The organism is Alteromonas sp. BL110, assembly GCF_003443615.1.
In the GTDB taxonomy this organism is placed as follows: domain Bacteria; phylum Pseudomonadota; class Gammaproteobacteria; order Enterobacterales; family Alteromonadaceae; genus Alteromonas.
On record NZ_CP031967.1, the window covers coordinates 1901035 to 1915733 of the forward strand.

The 14699-nt window shown below is 45.1% G+C and carries 15 protein-coding genes; 5 read left to right on the plus strand and 10 right to left on the minus strand.

Annotated features, from left to right (window positions below; all coding sequences use genetic code 11):
- Positions 1 to 42: 42 nt before the first annotated feature.
- The 6 genes from purD to prmA all read right to left on the minus strand — a co-directional run bounded on the left by purD (position 43) and on the right by prmA (position 6770).
- A complete protein-coding gene (purD, locus tag D1814_RS08305; protein WP_118491280.1) occupies positions 43 to 1332 on the minus strand; it encodes a phosphoribosylamine--glycine ligase in 1290 nt (429 codons plus the stop codon).
- Between the two features lie 27 nt (positions 1333 to 1359).
- Positions 1360 to 2175 carry a class I SAM-dependent methyltransferase gene (locus D1814_RS08310; protein WP_118491282.1) on the minus strand — a complete coding sequence of 272 codons (816 nt, stop codon included), beginning with the start codon at positions 2173 to 2175 and terminating at the stop codon, positions 1360 to 1362.
- 342 nt (positions 2176 to 2517) lie between these two features.
- On the minus strand, positions 2518 to 4116 hold the full coding sequence (gene purH, locus D1814_RS08315) for a bifunctional phosphoribosylaminoimidazolecarboxamide formyltransferase/IMP cyclohydrolase (RefSeq protein WP_118495348.1): 1599 nt from the start codon (positions 4114 to 4116) through the stop codon (positions 2518 to 2520).
- An 82-nt stretch (positions 4117 to 4198) separates the two neighbouring features.
- Positions 4199 to 4492 carry a DNA-binding transcriptional regulator Fis gene (gene fis / locus D1814_RS08320; protein WP_012520109.1) on the minus strand — a complete coding sequence of 98 codons (294 nt, stop codon included), beginning with the start codon at positions 4490 to 4492 and terminating at the stop codon, positions 4199 to 4201.
- Between the two features lie 30 nt (positions 4493 to 4522).
- On the minus strand, positions 4523 to 5521 hold the full coding sequence (dusB, locus tag D1814_RS08325; RefSeq protein ID WP_118491284.1) for a tRNA dihydrouridine synthase DusB: 999 nt from the start codon (positions 5519 to 5521) through the stop codon (positions 4523 to 4525).
- Positions 5522 to 5891: 370 nt separating this feature from the next.
- Positions 5892 to 6770 carry a 50S ribosomal protein L11 methyltransferase gene (gene prmA / locus D1814_RS08330; protein WP_118491286.1) on the minus strand — a complete coding sequence of 293 codons (879 nt, stop codon included), beginning with the start codon at positions 6768 to 6770 and terminating at the stop codon, positions 5892 to 5894.
- Between the two features lie 208 nt (positions 6771 to 6978).
- On the opposite strand from prmA, the gene D1814_RS08335 reads away from it, so the two are divergent.
- On the plus strand, positions 6979 to 7740 hold the full coding sequence (locus D1814_RS08335; RefSeq protein ID WP_118491288.1) for a substrate-binding periplasmic protein: 762 nt from the start codon (positions 6979 to 6981) through the stop codon (positions 7738 to 7740).
- Between the two features lie 167 nt (positions 7741 to 7907).
- Positions 7908 to 9530, plus strand: coding sequence for an amidase (locus tag D1814_RS08340; protein ID WP_118491290.1), 1623 nt, complete (start codon positions 7908 to 7910; stop codon positions 9528 to 9530).
- A gap of 123 nt (positions 9531 to 9653) precedes the next feature.
- Here the strand turns inward: D1814_RS08340 and D1814_RS08345 are convergent, their stop codons facing one another.
- The 3 genes from D1814_RS08345 to D1814_RS08355 form a co-directional block, all read right to left on the minus strand.
- Complete coding sequence (locus D1814_RS08345; protein ID WP_118491294.1) at positions 9654 to 9947, minus strand: high-potential iron-sulfur protein; 294 nt, start codon at positions 9945 to 9947, stop codon at positions 9654 to 9656.
- Between the two features lie 222 nt (positions 9948 to 10169).
- A complete protein-coding gene (locus D1814_RS08350) occupies positions 10170 to 10799 on the minus strand; it encodes a flavin reductase family protein (protein ID WP_118491296.1) in 630 nt (209 codons plus the stop codon).
- Entirely contained in the window at positions 10792 to 10983 is a 192-nt protein-coding gene (locus D1814_RS08355) for a CPXCG motif-containing cysteine-rich protein (RefSeq protein ID WP_118491298.1), read from the minus strand. The genes D1814_RS08350 and D1814_RS08355 overlap by 8 nt, the downstream gene beginning before the upstream one ends.
- A 256-nt stretch (positions 10984 to 11239) precedes the next feature.
- Here D1814_RS08355 and D1814_RS08360 point away from each other — a divergent pair, with 256 nt between their 5' ends.
- The 3 genes from D1814_RS08360 to D1814_RS08370 all read left to right on the plus strand — a co-directional run bounded on the left by D1814_RS08360 (position 11240) and on the right by D1814_RS08370 (position 14075).
- Complete coding sequence (locus tag D1814_RS08360; RefSeq protein ID WP_232369002.1) at positions 11240 to 11449, plus strand: hypothetical protein; 210 nt, start codon at positions 11240 to 11242, stop codon at positions 11447 to 11449.
- 118 nt (positions 11450 to 11567) lie between these two features.
- Complete coding sequence (locus D1814_RS08365) at positions 11568 to 13712, plus strand: exonuclease domain-containing protein (RefSeq protein WP_118491300.1); 2145 nt, start codon at positions 11568 to 11570, stop codon at positions 13710 to 13712.
- Between the two features lie 99 nt (positions 13713 to 13811).
- Complete coding sequence (locus D1814_RS08370; RefSeq protein WP_118491302.1) at positions 13812 to 14075, plus strand: TIGR03643 family protein; 264 nt, start codon at positions 13812 to 13814, stop codon at positions 14073 to 14075.
- 54 nt (positions 14076 to 14129) lie between these two features.
- Here the strand turns inward: D1814_RS08370 and D1814_RS08375 are convergent, their stop codons facing one another.
- Positions 14130 to 14570 (minus strand): hypothetical protein, encoded by a 441-nt coding sequence (locus tag D1814_RS08375; protein WP_118491304.1) that lies wholly within the window; start codon positions 14568 to 14570, stop codon positions 14130 to 14132.
- Between the last annotated feature and the right edge of the window lie 129 nt (positions 14571 to 14699).

A 14699-nucleotide genomic window follows, 5' to 3' on the forward strand; every position in this document is an offset into this window, starting at 1 on the left:
CTTACGCCGCGTTTTTAGTGTTTTCGTTGTATGCGCCGCTTATTAAGCCTCAGCTTCACGGGCAATCGCACGGTGCGCAATATCAGTGCGGTAATACACATCTTTAAATTGAATGGTTTTTAGTAGTTCATATGCTTTTTGCTGTGCTTCGGTTACGTTGTTGCCTAATGCAGTGGCGCAAAGTACGCGGCCACCTGCGGTTACAACATTACCATCTTGAAGTGCAGTACCGGCGTGGAAAACCTTTCCATCTAATTTAGCGGCTTCTTCGAAACCGGTAATTACATCGCCTTTATCATAGCTGCCTGGGTAGCCGCCGGCGGCAAGTACTACACCTACCGATGCGCGCTCGTCAAACTCAATGGTTTTGCCCGCAAGCTCGCCTTTACACGCCGCTTGGCAAAGTGGAACCAAATCAGATTTTAAGCGAAGCATAATAGGCTGGGTTTCTGGGTCGCCAAAGCGGCAGTTGTACTCAATGACTTTTGGTGTACCGTCGGCCATAATCATTAGGCCCGCATATAAAAAGCCAACATAGTCGTTGCCTTCAGCGGCCATACCATCAACCGTCGGCATGATCACTTCCTGCATAATACGGTCGTGAATGTCTTGTGTAACAACCGGAGCAGGAGAATAGGCACCCATACCACCTGTGTTCGGCCCCTTGTCGCCGTCAGCTGCACGTTTGTGGTCTTGGCTGGTCGCAAAAGGCAGTACGTTCTTGCCGTCTACCATCACAATAAACGACGCTTCTTCACCGTCTAGGAACTCCTCAATAACTACGCGGCTGCCAGCTTCGCCAAAGGCATTGCCCGCTAACATATCGCGGATAGCGTCTTCAGCCTCTTCAAGGGTCATCGCAACAATAACACCTTTTCCAGCAGCAAGACCGTCAGCCTTTACTACGATAGGCGCGCCTTTCTTGCGAACATAGGCTATGGCTGGGTCTATCTCGGTGAAGTTTTGATACTCAGCCGTTGGAATATTGTGGCGAGCTAAAAAGTCTTTGGTAAACGCTTTTGAGCCCTCAAGCTGCGCCGCAGCTTGAGTAGGACCAAATATCATTAAACCCGCGTTAGTGAACGCATCTACTACACCTGCAACTAGCGGCGCTTCTGGGCCTACAATAGTAAGCGCAACATCGTTACCTTGAGCAAAAGAAACTAAGCCAGCGATGTCGTTTACATCAATAGCCACGTTCTCGAGCTTAGGCTCTGTAGCCGTACCGGCATTACCAGGTGCTACAAATACTGTTGAAACATCAGAAGACTGCGCTGCTTTAAACGCTAGCGCGTGTTCGCGGCCACCGCCGCCAATTACAAGTACGTTCATTAACTGTTCCGTTTTGAGTGTTTAATATTATGATTTTGGTTTAGTGAATTTTAGCGTCATGCGATTGCTCTCGCCAATCGCCATATACTTTTCACGATCTTGGTCGTCTAGCGCCAAACGAGGAGGTAGCGTCCACACACCTTTCGGGTGGTCGGCGGTATCCATCGGGTTCGCGTTGACATTGCTGCTTGCTTCAAGCACGAAGCCTGCTTTTTCAGCGGCTGCTACGACGTAAGAGCGCTTCATGTAGCCACTTTTCTTCATTGCTTCATCATCTGCGCTTTCAGGAAGCTCATGTTCCACTACGCCCAGTACGCCACCTGGCTTAAGCGCTTTAAAGAACGCGCCGAATGCATTGTTGATACCTTCGTCACCGTGACGCATATACCAGTTGTGTACGTTGCGAAAGGTTAGCACCATATCAGCGCTGCCAGCTTCAGTTATGTCTAATGCTTTAATAGGATCGAAAGCAGTAAGTTCTGCACCTTCGTACTTCATGCCCGGCTTCATTTTCTCTTTAAAGCCTTCTACTGACTTTTTGTAGTAGCCGCTGGTTTCATCGTCTACATAAAAGTGGGCTGCAACGTATTTTCCGTCTTGTTTTACAACAGAATAAAGAATGTCGGCATACCATCCGCCACCTGGCGAGATTTCAACAACGGTCATGTCTGGCTGTAGACCAAAAAAACGTAATGTCTGTTGAGGGTTGCGATACTCGTCGCGCACTTTGGCTTTATCAGAGCGGATATCACTCATCGCGGCGTCAGAAATAGCATCGGCACCGGCATAGGTTGCTGTTACACCTAGTGTTGCGGCTAACACAAGTTGGGCTAACTTTTTCATTCTTATTTCCTTTTTCTGTCGAGGGTAGGTAATTGTCTATGCGGACTAGTAAAACATAACATTTATTAGTAACACTATTACTACAAATTACCTCGGGTCAGATCAAGCCTATCAGCTAACCCCTATTTGCACTTACGCCTTAGCAGAATAATTCGCACCTTTGTCGCTTAGATGAGATTTCACTACAAACAAGCAAATGACCTTGAGTCTGCGTATTAAAAAGGGTTAAGGAAAAATAACAAACACACAGTAAAGTAACTAAATGCCACTTTACTGCGTGTTTAACTTAGGTATTGGTTTCCCTCACTAAGCCGGCACTAAAAGATATAGCGTAGATACCTATTAGTGACGGAAGTGACGCATGCCCGTAAACACCATAGCAATGCCGTGTTCGTCAGCGGCATCAATAACTTCTTGGTCGCGCATAGAGCCGCCAGGCTGAATTACTGCCTTAATGCCAGCTTCAGCTGCTGCGTCAATACCGTCACGGAATGGGAAGAAAGCGTCAGACGCCATGACAGAGCCTGCAACTTCAAGGTTTTCATCAGCTGCTTTAATACCGGCAATTTTTGCAGAATAAACGCGGCTCATTTGACCTGCGCCCACGCCTACTGTCATACCGCCTTTGCAATATACAATCGCGTTAGACTTCACGTATTTTGCTACCTTCCAGCAGAACATAAGGTCGCGCAGTTCTTCTTCACTTGGCTTACGTTTAGTCACAACTTCTAGGTCTTCCATTTCAACCATGCCGAAGTCGCGCTCTTGAACTAACAAACCGCCGTTTACACGTTTAAAGTCATAACCTTCAGTTAGCTGACCAGCCCAGTCGCCGCATGCTAGAAGGCGTACATTCTTTTTCGCACTTACGACTTCTTTTGCTTCATCGCTTACTGTTGGTGCAATAATGACTTCTACGAATTGACGGTCAACAATGGCTTGTGCTGTTTTCGCATCAAGCTCGCGGTTAAACGCGATAATGCCGCCAAATGCGGACGTTGGGTCAGTCTTAAACGCACGGTCGTATGCACTTAGAATATCGTCGCCAATAGCAACACCGCACGGGTTAGCGTGTTTAACGATTACACAGGCTGGCTCTTCGAATTCCTTTACGCACTCTAGCGCCGCATCGGTATCAGCAATGTTGTTAAACGATAGCTCTTTACCTTGAAGCTGAGTAGCAGTAGCAACAGACGCTTCTTGAATATTATTTTCTACATAGAAGGCCGCTTCTTGATGGCTATTTTCGCCATAGCGAAGGTCTTGCTTCTTAGTAAGCTGCATATTGTAAGTACGCGGGAATTCGCTGCTATCTTCACAACAACCTGTTTCGCATGCAGCACTATTTAAACGGGCACCGAAATAGTTCGCAATCATGCCGTCGTATTCAGCTGTGTGTTCAAATGCTTTGATAGCTAGATCAAAGCGTGTGCTGTACGACAAAGAGCCGTTATTGTCGTTCATTTCAGTAAGTACACGAGCGTAGTCAGACGCATTAACCACAATAGTCACATCTTTATGGTTTTTTGCAGCAGCACGCACCATGGTTGGGCCGCCGATATCAATATTTTCAATTGCATCTTCTAGCGTGCAGTCTTCGTTTGCCACGGTTGCAGCAAATGGGTAAAGGTTTACCACCACAAGATCGATAGGCGCAATGCTGTGCTCTTCCATCACCGCTTCATCGGTACCGCGACGACCAAGGATACCGCCATGAATTTTAGGGTGAAGAGTTTTAACACGACCTGCCATGATTTCTGGATGACCTGTGTGATCAGAGACTTCTTTCACAGGTAAGCCAGCGTCAGCCAGTAGTTTCGCGGTACCGCCCGTCGACAGAAGTTCTACGCCAGCGTTATGCAGCGCTGTCGCGAAATCGAGGATACCGGTTTTATCAGAGACGCTAAGGAGAGCACGTTTAATAGGTTTTGGTGTTTGCATAAATTTTAAGTTTCTAATGTTGTAGTGTTGAAACAAAAAGAGCACCGTTTGGTGCTCTTTGGTGGGCAAAGCCCTTGGAATCTTAGTTCATGCCGTATTGCTTAAGCTTCTTGCGAAGTGTGCCACGGTTGATGCCCATCATGATGGCAGCGCGGGTTTGATTGCCGCGTGTGTAAGTCATGACTTCTTCTAGCAGCGGCGCTTCAACTTCAGCCAGTACCATTTCGTACAGGTTATCGATGTTTGCGTTATCCAATTGCTTAAGGTACTTGTTAACCGCTTGCTTTACAGAGTCACGCAGTGGCTTTTGAGCTTGCGTTTGTGAAGGCGTAGTTACTGTAGTAGTAAAAGGTGAAGTCACGTTTTGATCGAACATAATACTGTGTTGCTCTTAAGTTAGTCATCACTATGCTGCGGGAGAAATCTGTCGGGTTTCTCGAGTCTGCAGCGCTTGAAAATATGCATTTAGTGCATCGAGTTGCTCATTCGCACCATCGATAGCGTTAAACGTTTTACGAAACTGACGATCCGTATCGTGCTCCGCGAGATACCAGCCCACGTGCTTACGGGCAATTCTCACACCGGCTATGTCGCCATAAAAGTCCTGCACATTCGCTACATGCTCGTGCAAGAGTTCATATAACTCTGACAGTGGCGGTGCTGGTAGGTTCTCGCCCGTTTCAAGATAATGTTGGATCTGTTTAAAAATCCAAGGCTTACCTTGCGCGCCGCGACCTATCATTACGCCATCTGCACCGGTGTAATTCAGCACCTCTTGTGCTTTCTCTGGAGAAGTAATGTCACCATTTGCAATAACCGGAATTGATATTGCCGCCTTTATTTGACGTATGGTGTCGTACTCCGCTTCTCCCTTATACATACAAGCTCGCGTTCTGCCATGAACTGCAAGCGACTGTATGCCGTTTTGCTCTGCAATGCGGGCAATCTCTACCCCATTGCGATTTTCTGGGTTCCAGCCGGTGCGAATTTTCAGTGTCACGGGTACGTCAACAGCATTAACTACTGCTTTAATAATCGCTTCCACTGTGTCTGGGTATTGAAGCAAGGCAGAACCTGCTAGCTTCTTATTGACCTTCTTGGCAGGACAACCCATGTTGATGTCGATGATTTGCGCACCGTTATCTACATTAAATTGTGCCGCTTGAGCCATAAGCTCAGGGTCAGCCCCAGCTATCTGTACAGAGCGAATGCCTTCTTCACCCTCATGATTCATACGCGCCTGTGATTTAGCTGTGTTCCAAACCTTCGGATTACTCGAAAGCATTTCTGAAACAACAAGCCCTGCACCCAAGCGCTTACAAAGTTGGCGAAACGGTCTATCTGTTACGCCAGCCATGGGGGCCAACATCAAATTGTTTTCTAACTCGTAAGGTCCAATTCGCATTGTAAAATGTATAGCTCGCCATCTAAAACTGCACAGAAAATATACACCCGGCTAAAACGGGGCGCTAAGTGTACGTGTTTTCGCAAGGCTTGAAAAGGCTAAAAATCACACAAAATTTCACTTCGTGGTCTTGACAGTGAAAAAAATCTGTCACATTAGTAAGCTAACATTGATTTTTAGTCTAAATATTGTACGAAAGTCTTACAGCCCCCGATTTGAAAGGGCTGTAATGTGAAAAAAATTAACAAATAATTAGGCGGAAACGGGCATTGTCGTACAAATTTTCGTCGCAATATTGAGGTGGTTTACCGTAAAGGCTCTGATTTGACTAGACGTAAAATTAACCGTCTAGCCAGTTTTTTAATCGCACTTAGTGTTTTTTGCCCGATACTCGCGCCCATTCTCCGTCAATGGCGCTGGGCTCAAGCGTAATATCGCTAGCGTAGGCGTCTTCGATTCGAGTTACTTGTTCTGCCAGTATGCCAGAAAGCACTAACAAGCCGTCTTTTTTGCAATAGTTAGTAATAACGCTTTGCAGTTCCAGTAACGGACCAGACAATATATTTGCCATCACCACATCCGCTTCAAGCTCAGGTTGGTCTTCTGGTAGATATACATCCAGGCGGTCTTCGACGCCATTGCGACGCGCGTTTTCTTTTGTCGCTTGAAGAGCTTGTGGGTCAATATCAATTCCAATAACGCGCTTAGCACCTAGTTTTAATGCTGCCAGCGCTAAAATGCCTGAACCACAGCCAAAATCGACCACAGTTTTATCTGTCATATCTATGCCGTCTAACCAGCGTAAGCAAAGTGCAGTAGTAGGGTGCGTACCTGTGCCAAAAGCAAGGCCTGGGTCCAACATAACGTTAACGGCATCAGGGTCTGGAACATCCCGCCAGCTTGGGCAAATCCACAAGCGCTCGCCAAACTGCATTGGGTGGAAGTTATCCATCCACTCTCGCTCCCAGTCTTTATCTTCAAGCGGCTCTAGCTTGTATTTAAAGTCTGGGCCAAGTACTTTAGCCTTACCTAGGCGCTGCAGAATACTTTTCATATCGGCATCTGCTTCAAACAGGCCGACTACTTGTGTGTCTGGCCACAATAACACTTCACCCGGCTTGGGTTCGTACATTGGGGTGTCTTTCGCGTCGACATAGGTAACCGCCTGCGAGCCATTTGCAGTTAGCATGTCACCTATTGATTCTGCGTATTCAGAAGAAGTATTAATTCGAAGTTGTAGCCAAGCCATATTTATCGTTCGTTGGGACCTTTGTTAGTTATTGTACCTTCGCTTGGCGTTAAACAAAATGAAAGCAAGCGAAAAGCGGTAATAATAGGCACCATTTTTCTGTGTCAGCAGGGCTTTAGTGCCTTAGCCTTTTGTCCACTGGCGTGAACTACGAATGCGCCTATAGTAGTTATCAATGCGGTTCGATTGTAAAGTTAACCGGAGTTTTATGCGCATTCTCATCCCTTTTTTGTGTGTTGTTGCCATTGCTTTGCCTGCCAAAGCCCGTGAATTAGACGTGGTGGTTGGCTGGAACAAACCACCTTATGTTATTTCACAAGAACACAGCGGTTTTGAAATTGACTTGGTCAGAGCTATATTAGCGGAGATGGGACATACGCTTTCGCCCATCTATGTTCCTTTTGGGCGAACTGCGCGGCTTTTAGAAGATAGCGCTGTGGATATAGGACTGACACAAAGCGCTGCGCACGATGTAGATGATTCTGTCCTTTCCGACCCATACATAATTTATCAAAATGTTGTTGTGACAAAAACGCAACGTTACTTTGTCATCAATGATGTTAATGATCTTAAGGGCAAGCGTGTCATTGGGTTTCAAACTGCGCAATCGGTGTTAGGTGAAGAGTTCAAGCAAGCATTAGCGCTAGAGCCAATGTATATGGAAATGGCAAGACAAGACCGTCAGGTCGATATGCTCATGCTCGATCATGTGGACGCGATTGTTTTAGATAGAAACATTTTCAATTACTTCAAGTTTCAAAACAGCGGCTATGTTGAAGAGGAGACCGTATTCCATGAGCTGTTTCCTATCTCAATATATCGTGCTGCTATACCCAACCCAAAGCTGAGAGCAAAGTTTAATTCAGCCCTTCATCGCTTTATTGCAGATGGTCGATATCAATTACTGCTCGATGAATATCAGCTTGATAATCTGCTTCACAAGCTGCCAAAGGCGTCCGCTAAACTGTGAATGCGTATTTTATCATGTAGACAGTGAACCATTTCTGATTCAACGTATATCAAACTAACAATACGGTAATGCTCGTCACTTTCTACCTAACCGTAGATGAGGCACGATGGAACAAAGGTCATGGCATAAGTATCATGGCATAAAAACTATGCGTTAAGGAAAGCTCTATGTTGAAACAGTGGTATCTATTGGTTGTTACTTTGCTGTGCACCGCCTGCGTGTCTCAATCGCACTATGAAGATAGCGATAATAATAAGTGGCTAGATGAGCCAGCATACCTTCAGTCTCAAGCTATCGCTAATGGCGAGATTACATCGGCAGAACTGGTGAGCGGTTATTTAGCTCGTATTGGTGAGTTAGATAAAAAGACAAATAGCGTTTTAGCGCTAAATCCTAATGCTTTAGCAGAAGCGAAAGTAATTGATAAACAAATCGCCAATGGTGCGGCATTAGGCCCGTTAGCCGGTATCCCCGTATTGCTAAAGGACAATATTGAAAGCGCAGAAATGCCCACTACAGCAGGTTCTATGGTGCTAATCAATAACGACACCGGACGAGACGCCCCTATTGTGGCGAAGCTAAAAGCAGCGGGGGCGATTATTCTAGGTAAAACAAATTTGTCTGAATGGGCAAATTTTCGTTCTGAATCTTCGATAAGCGGTTGGAGCGCAGTAGGTGGCTTAACTCGAAACCCTCACATATTATCAAGAAGCGCATGCGGTTCATCGTCTGGCTCGGGCGCAGCGATGTCGCTTAGATTAGCGTCACTTGCTGTAGGTACTGAAACCAATGGCTCTATAATCTGCCCAGCATCTATTAACGGTGTAGTGGGCTTTAAGCCAACCGTTGGTTTACTTTCAAGAACGCACATTGTGCCTATTTCCTTTAGCCAAGATACGGCGGGACCAATGACCTCCAATGTTCAAGATGCATGGCTGATGACAGCTGTAATGGCGGGCGAAGATGCAAGTGATAGTGCTACTGAAAATGCAGCGTCTCATAGCCCGGCCATGCCTTCATCTGAGATGCTTGCAACAGATTTAAAGGGCAAGCGCATTGGCGTTGTCAGGTATCGTCAAGGCGATAACCCTCACGTACTAAAAGTCTACGAAAGCGCGCTAAATCAGTTAAAAGCCTCGGGTGCTACGCTGGTGGATATTAGTGATTTTTCTCAGCCTGATTCCTTTTGGGCCGACTCTTACAATGTGTTGCTAAGTGAGTTCCATCACAGCATCAACGAATATTTGGCGGGGTCGCCGGCAGAGCTTCCTGCAAGAAGCTTATCTGAGCTTATTGCTTTCAATAACAAAACCGAGCGAGAACTAGCGTTATTCAACCAAGATATCTTTGAAAAATCACTAGACGCGGCGCCTATTAATAGCGAAGCGTATCAAAGTGCCCTTCGCCTTATCCAAGATACAGCGGGCAAAAACGGTATTGACGCATTGTTAGCAAAACACAACGTTGATGTATTAGTTGCGCCTTCAAACAGCCCTTCATTTTTGATCGACGGTGTGTATGGCGATCATTCGCCAGTCGGTTTCATTGGTATTGGCTACTTAGCCGCTGTTGCAGGCTACCCACACCTCACAGTACCCGCGGGTGAAGTGAAAGGCCTTCCAGTAGGCATTAGCTTTATCGGTGCTAAGTGGAAAGATGAAGATGTGCTAAAGATAGGCAAAGTCTTTGAAGCTAAACACGGTTTTTTCATTAAGCCAGGTCTTTTACCTACACGTTTTGACAATCCGATTCTAAAGGGTATCGAGAATGGACTAAACGAGAATCGCTAGACAGAGGCAGTTGGTTTGAATTTAGTTTCTATTAAACAATAAATCTTTTAAGCAGTATTGAAACAAAAAAGCCCCCGATAATTATCGGGGGCTTTTGCTATTTATGTAGCTACGAGTAATTATTTAGCCTGGCTTTTTAACCCAAGCGCTACACCAGCCATCAGCGTTAACCAGCTTGTTAGGGAAAATGTTACAAGGGCGATATTGTTCGCCATCGGCACCCTGCACGTACATGCAGTTTGCACATTTTGCACCTTCAACGGTTGAAGACGGTGTGTAGTTTAATGCTTTCGCAGTTGGGTCATCTGCGCTCAATTGTTCCTGAGCTTGTGCACGTAACGCTACACCACCTAATGTAAGACCGATAACTGTAGAGCCAGACAGTTTTAAAAAGTCACGGCGATTTACAGATTTCATAACATTCTCCTTAAGAGATAGAAACGATAATGATTCTTTTTTATTCAGTACCTTAAACGCAAAAACCTGCCCAAAGAGGCAGGTTTTGTGTAATGTTTAAATACTATCTCTTTTTGAAAAAAGATCGAATGAAATGTCTTATTTTCACTTGATCTAGATTAAATAAACTTCAGAGTAATCATCCCCGATTGTAATTGTCAGACCCTTCTACCTGCTACAAGTTCATTTCTTAGCTAGGGGAACTCCGGGTTTAGCGTAGGCGAACTGTGCAACGCGCGTAGTGCTATGATAGTTGTCTAATCCAGAAATGCAGGCAGTGTTTGCCTTTTCTATATCGGCGTATCCGTCTTCATCAATAATGCTCTCTGGCATATGAAGCTCTTGGATTTCTCCAATTACCATTTCGGTTTCGTTAAGTAATTTTAAATGTTGTGCCACCTTTAAGCCCATCTTAATTTCACTTTCTTTGACAAACGGTGCGCTAAAAGACTCGCTAAACTGTGGTGTTAAACCAACTGCTTCAAACTCGCTATCATCTGGGGCATAGCGAGCAGACGTTTGATGCGCTTTGTCTACCCAATCAGTCGACACGTGATTTAGCGTGTAATAGCCCTGTTGCTTTATATTGCTAAGGGTATCTCGCACAACGGTGTGTGGGCGCATTATCATGCCTAAAAGTGGCGGGTTAGCACCAACATGAACGATAGAGCTTACAATGGCTAAATTGTTGGTGTTTCCGTTTGTGGTACCCACTAAAGTAGCCGACTTAAAGCCAGACAAGCTATTGACTAGATTAGCTCGGTATCGCTGTTCAAGCGCATCTATATCACTGCGTGTAAACTGCTTAGTCATTTTCTCGTTCTGCCTCAATTTGAATGTCGTCGCCATGCTGATAAGTGGCCAACTCTATGGGTTGGCAGCACACCTGACAGTCGAGTACTTGGACTTGACCCACATCGTTAACCTCATCTATCTCAACGTCGTTAGGCGCCATACAGTATGGGCAGGAGAAGCCCATGGAACGGGTTAAGCTCATATTTCATTGCCTTATTAATCATGAATAGTGTTTATTACGTAATGGTAAGGCGAGTGGATTTTCTTTAGCAAAATACCCCGTTGTTTATGAAAAGAACGCGCCGAGGTAATCGCAATAACCATTATTAAATGAAAGCCCTAATGAACAGCAGCAAAGTGAATGAATAGAGGTAATGGTGTGACAAATAAAGTAGGAAACTGCCCGTGTTGTAATAGAGAGGTGCGCCTTACTTATCACCACCTTATCCCGAAAAAAAATGCACCGACGTACCTATTTCAAAAAGCACTTTAGCAAGGCCGAACTGCAGGATGGTATTTATATTTGTAGGCAGTGCCATAGCGGCATACATCGCTTTTATGATGAGATGACATTGGCCAAGCACTATTTCAATTTACAACGTTTACTAGATGACGAGCAGCTTTCAACGTTCTTTCAGTGGGTGTCCAAACAGCGAGTTCGTGTTTAAGAGATGGTTTGGACTAATAACGACCAGTAGACTTTAAATACATTCACTGTAGATTTAATTTGATTAATTTGGCTGTATAAATATACACTATTGGTGTTTTCATAGCCAAAGATACCTCATGCGAAAAGATCTACCGCCACGTTATTACCTCACACATTTTTACGAGTTCCTTAAGTTTTTCGAAGGTGCTAACAGCACGCTTTTAAGTGATGAGGCAGCCGATTTTGTTGAGCGCTTTAACGCATTAGACGATGACAAAAAATGTATTGTAGTGCGCGCCGCAAATCGCAAGTATGCGGTTATTGATAGAACCCAGTTTAACTACAGTGAAATCAGCGAACCGCAAGCTCAAATAGATTGGCTCATTGATAGCGGGTGGTTTGGCGATCTTTCTCACGCTGGTCTCAATGACATCGCCGGCGTTCTAACCAAAGACGCGTTGTTGGCGCTTCTTGCTGAATACGGCAGTACGCAGGGATTAGCGTCTCTCACTAAGCCCAAACTCGTGACGTTACTTAATGAACATATAGGTGCTAGAGGTTGGCCAGAGAGTTTTTCGCTAAACAACTATTTAGTGTGTTTATTTGATAATGCGCTTCGCTATTTGCTGTTTATCTATTTCGGTAATACCAAAAGCCGTCTGAATCAGTTTTCTATGCGCGATCTCGGTGTAATGAGAACCCGCTCCGATTCGGTAACCGATACTGCGCGCTTTGAAAGTAAAAGCGATGCGCAAGCAGCTTGGTTTTTCGCCAATCACTATAGCCAGCTAGCCTTTTATAACAATGATATGTTACTTGCCTTAGCTGAAAGTGATTTCCCTGCTACAGAGGGTGTGTCAGCCAGTTTCTATCGCGACCAGTTGCTTTACGCGCTAGGGCTTAAAGTGCTGGCTTTCGATAGGGCTAAAGGGTTAGACATTTTAAAACTAGCGCAAAGCGATAAAGCAAAAGAAAAGTGGCTAAGAGAGAGCTATAAAGACGGACAAGAAGATGACGTCAAACAAGCTCTTGAGGGCATTATTGATAACCCTCAATCCGATACGCTATTAGCGTTTGCCGAAGATTTTTATGCCCGTAAATACCATAAAAAGCGTACCAGTACCGTTACCGATATGCTTCGAAACGCAAGCCGGTCGTTAGATATTGATGTAAGCCAAAATCAACAGGTAGAACGCGGCGTATTGGCTCATTATGCAAGGCAAGGCGTAGAAGGCTGGCGTACAGAAAACCGTTTATGGCGTAGTTTATTCGGTCTTACTTTTTGGAAGCAACTTTACGAAGAAGATACGCTGGTTACTGAGTTTGATCGCAGGCCATTATCACTTAAGCAAAATAACTTTTACGCCAAGTTTGAGCAAAGTATTGAAGCACTGCTGCTTGCCCTTGATAGCAAAGAGAAACTGCGCTTTCACATTCATAAAATGGCCACCATGCACTATGGCAAAGTGAACAGCCTGTTTATGTGGTCAAGCCATTTGCTTGCGCCTTTAGAAGCTCTGATTGAGCACGGCTCGCTCGACAGTATCTATGCTTTACTTCGCATGATGTGTAAAGACTTTGAAAGCCTGCGCGATGGTTTCCCCGACATTATGGTGTTTGACGGCGCGCTTCGCTTTGAAGAAATTAAAGCGCCGGGCGATCAGCTTCGTCGAAACCAATTGGTTTCCATTCAGCGTTTGCAACAAGCCGGTTTTGACGTTGCTGTGACGACAGTGAATTGGGTGCGGGACCCAGCCCAACCCTATGTAGTAGTGGATATTGAGACTACAGGTGGAAACAATAGTTATAACCGCATTACCGAAATAGGCATGGTTAAACTAGTCGGCGGTGAAGAGGTAGACAGATTTCAAACCTTATTGAATCCGCAGCGCAGAATCCCTAGTAACATAACCCGCCTTACCGGTATTTCGGATGACATGGTGGCTGACGCGCCGCTTTTTGCCGAAGTGGCAGAGCAGGTGGCGCGCTTTACTGAAGACGCTGTGTTTGTAGCCCACAATGTGAACTTTGACTATGGCTTCATTAAACAAGAGTTTGCGCGACTAGAGCAGAGCTTCAGGCGACCTAAAATGTGCACCGTTCGCGAAATGCGCCGCACCTATCCGGGGCTGCCATCTTACTCATTGGCGAACCTAACTAAGCACTTCCATATAGAAATGGAACGGCACCACCGTGCGTTAAGTGATGCTAAGGCTGCTGCCGAGTTGTTAAAGCTGGCGTTTGAGAAAGATGATGAATTAACGGGTCTGTCGGCGAATTAATAACGTTGTTATTAGATTTTTTAGTATGCGGACACTGAACAAAATGCGATTAAACTCAGTATTGAGTTGAGTTATAACGTGCATATTGAGATGTAAAACATGGTATTAACCGAAGAACAAGAATCACGAGTTATTGAAATGGCGTGGGAAGATCGCACGCCGTTTGAAGCAATTGAACGTTTATACGGGCTGCCGGAAAAAGACGTGATAAAGCTTATGCGTAAGAACCTTAAACAAAAAACCTTTAAAAACTGGCGTGAGCGCGTGTCGGGCAGAAAAACTAAACACGCGAGCTTGCGCCCTGAAGGTGTGGATAGAGGTTACTGCCCATCTCAGTATAAATACAAGAGTGCCAACAAGTAGCGATATACCTGTATTTTCGGGAACTTCGAGGTTTTTAAGCATGTAATGCTGTGGCTATTTCTTAGGCGTAGGAATAGTGGTTATAGGTAAAAGAAACGCGGTCAGTTCCTGGCGCAACGGCGTTGGAAAGACAACCGTGTTTTCTGATTGCAGAATGCTCTTAGCATGGTGAACCTGACGTAAAAGATTTTGGTAGGTTTCATCATTTTGCTGTAATGCTTCAACCCTGCTCATCATAAGCTCTATAAACTCGGCGTTGGATAAATCGTCGTGCTGCCTTATTTCAAAAGCGAGCGCTTTAAGAACATAAGCCTCCCACTCTTTCCTGTAACTCTCTTTTAAGCGTTCAGGGTATATCGCCAAATCTGCAATATCTTGCGCTAAGTCTACAATATCAAGTGGAGCATCGAATAGAACCCGAAATGCAAGAAGCACTTCATCAGAAAGTCGAGAAATGGGAAGCTTTTCTTTGAACTGAGCGTAGCGGCTTGGCACAAGAACACCTTTTTGTAGCGGGTAAAACTTTTAGTTTTTCAGTGATGGACCTAATAATCCTGACTCACTAAACTAACCTGATTGTAGTAAAACCAATAACTCGATGAAAGTGGGCCTGGTTAAAAATAC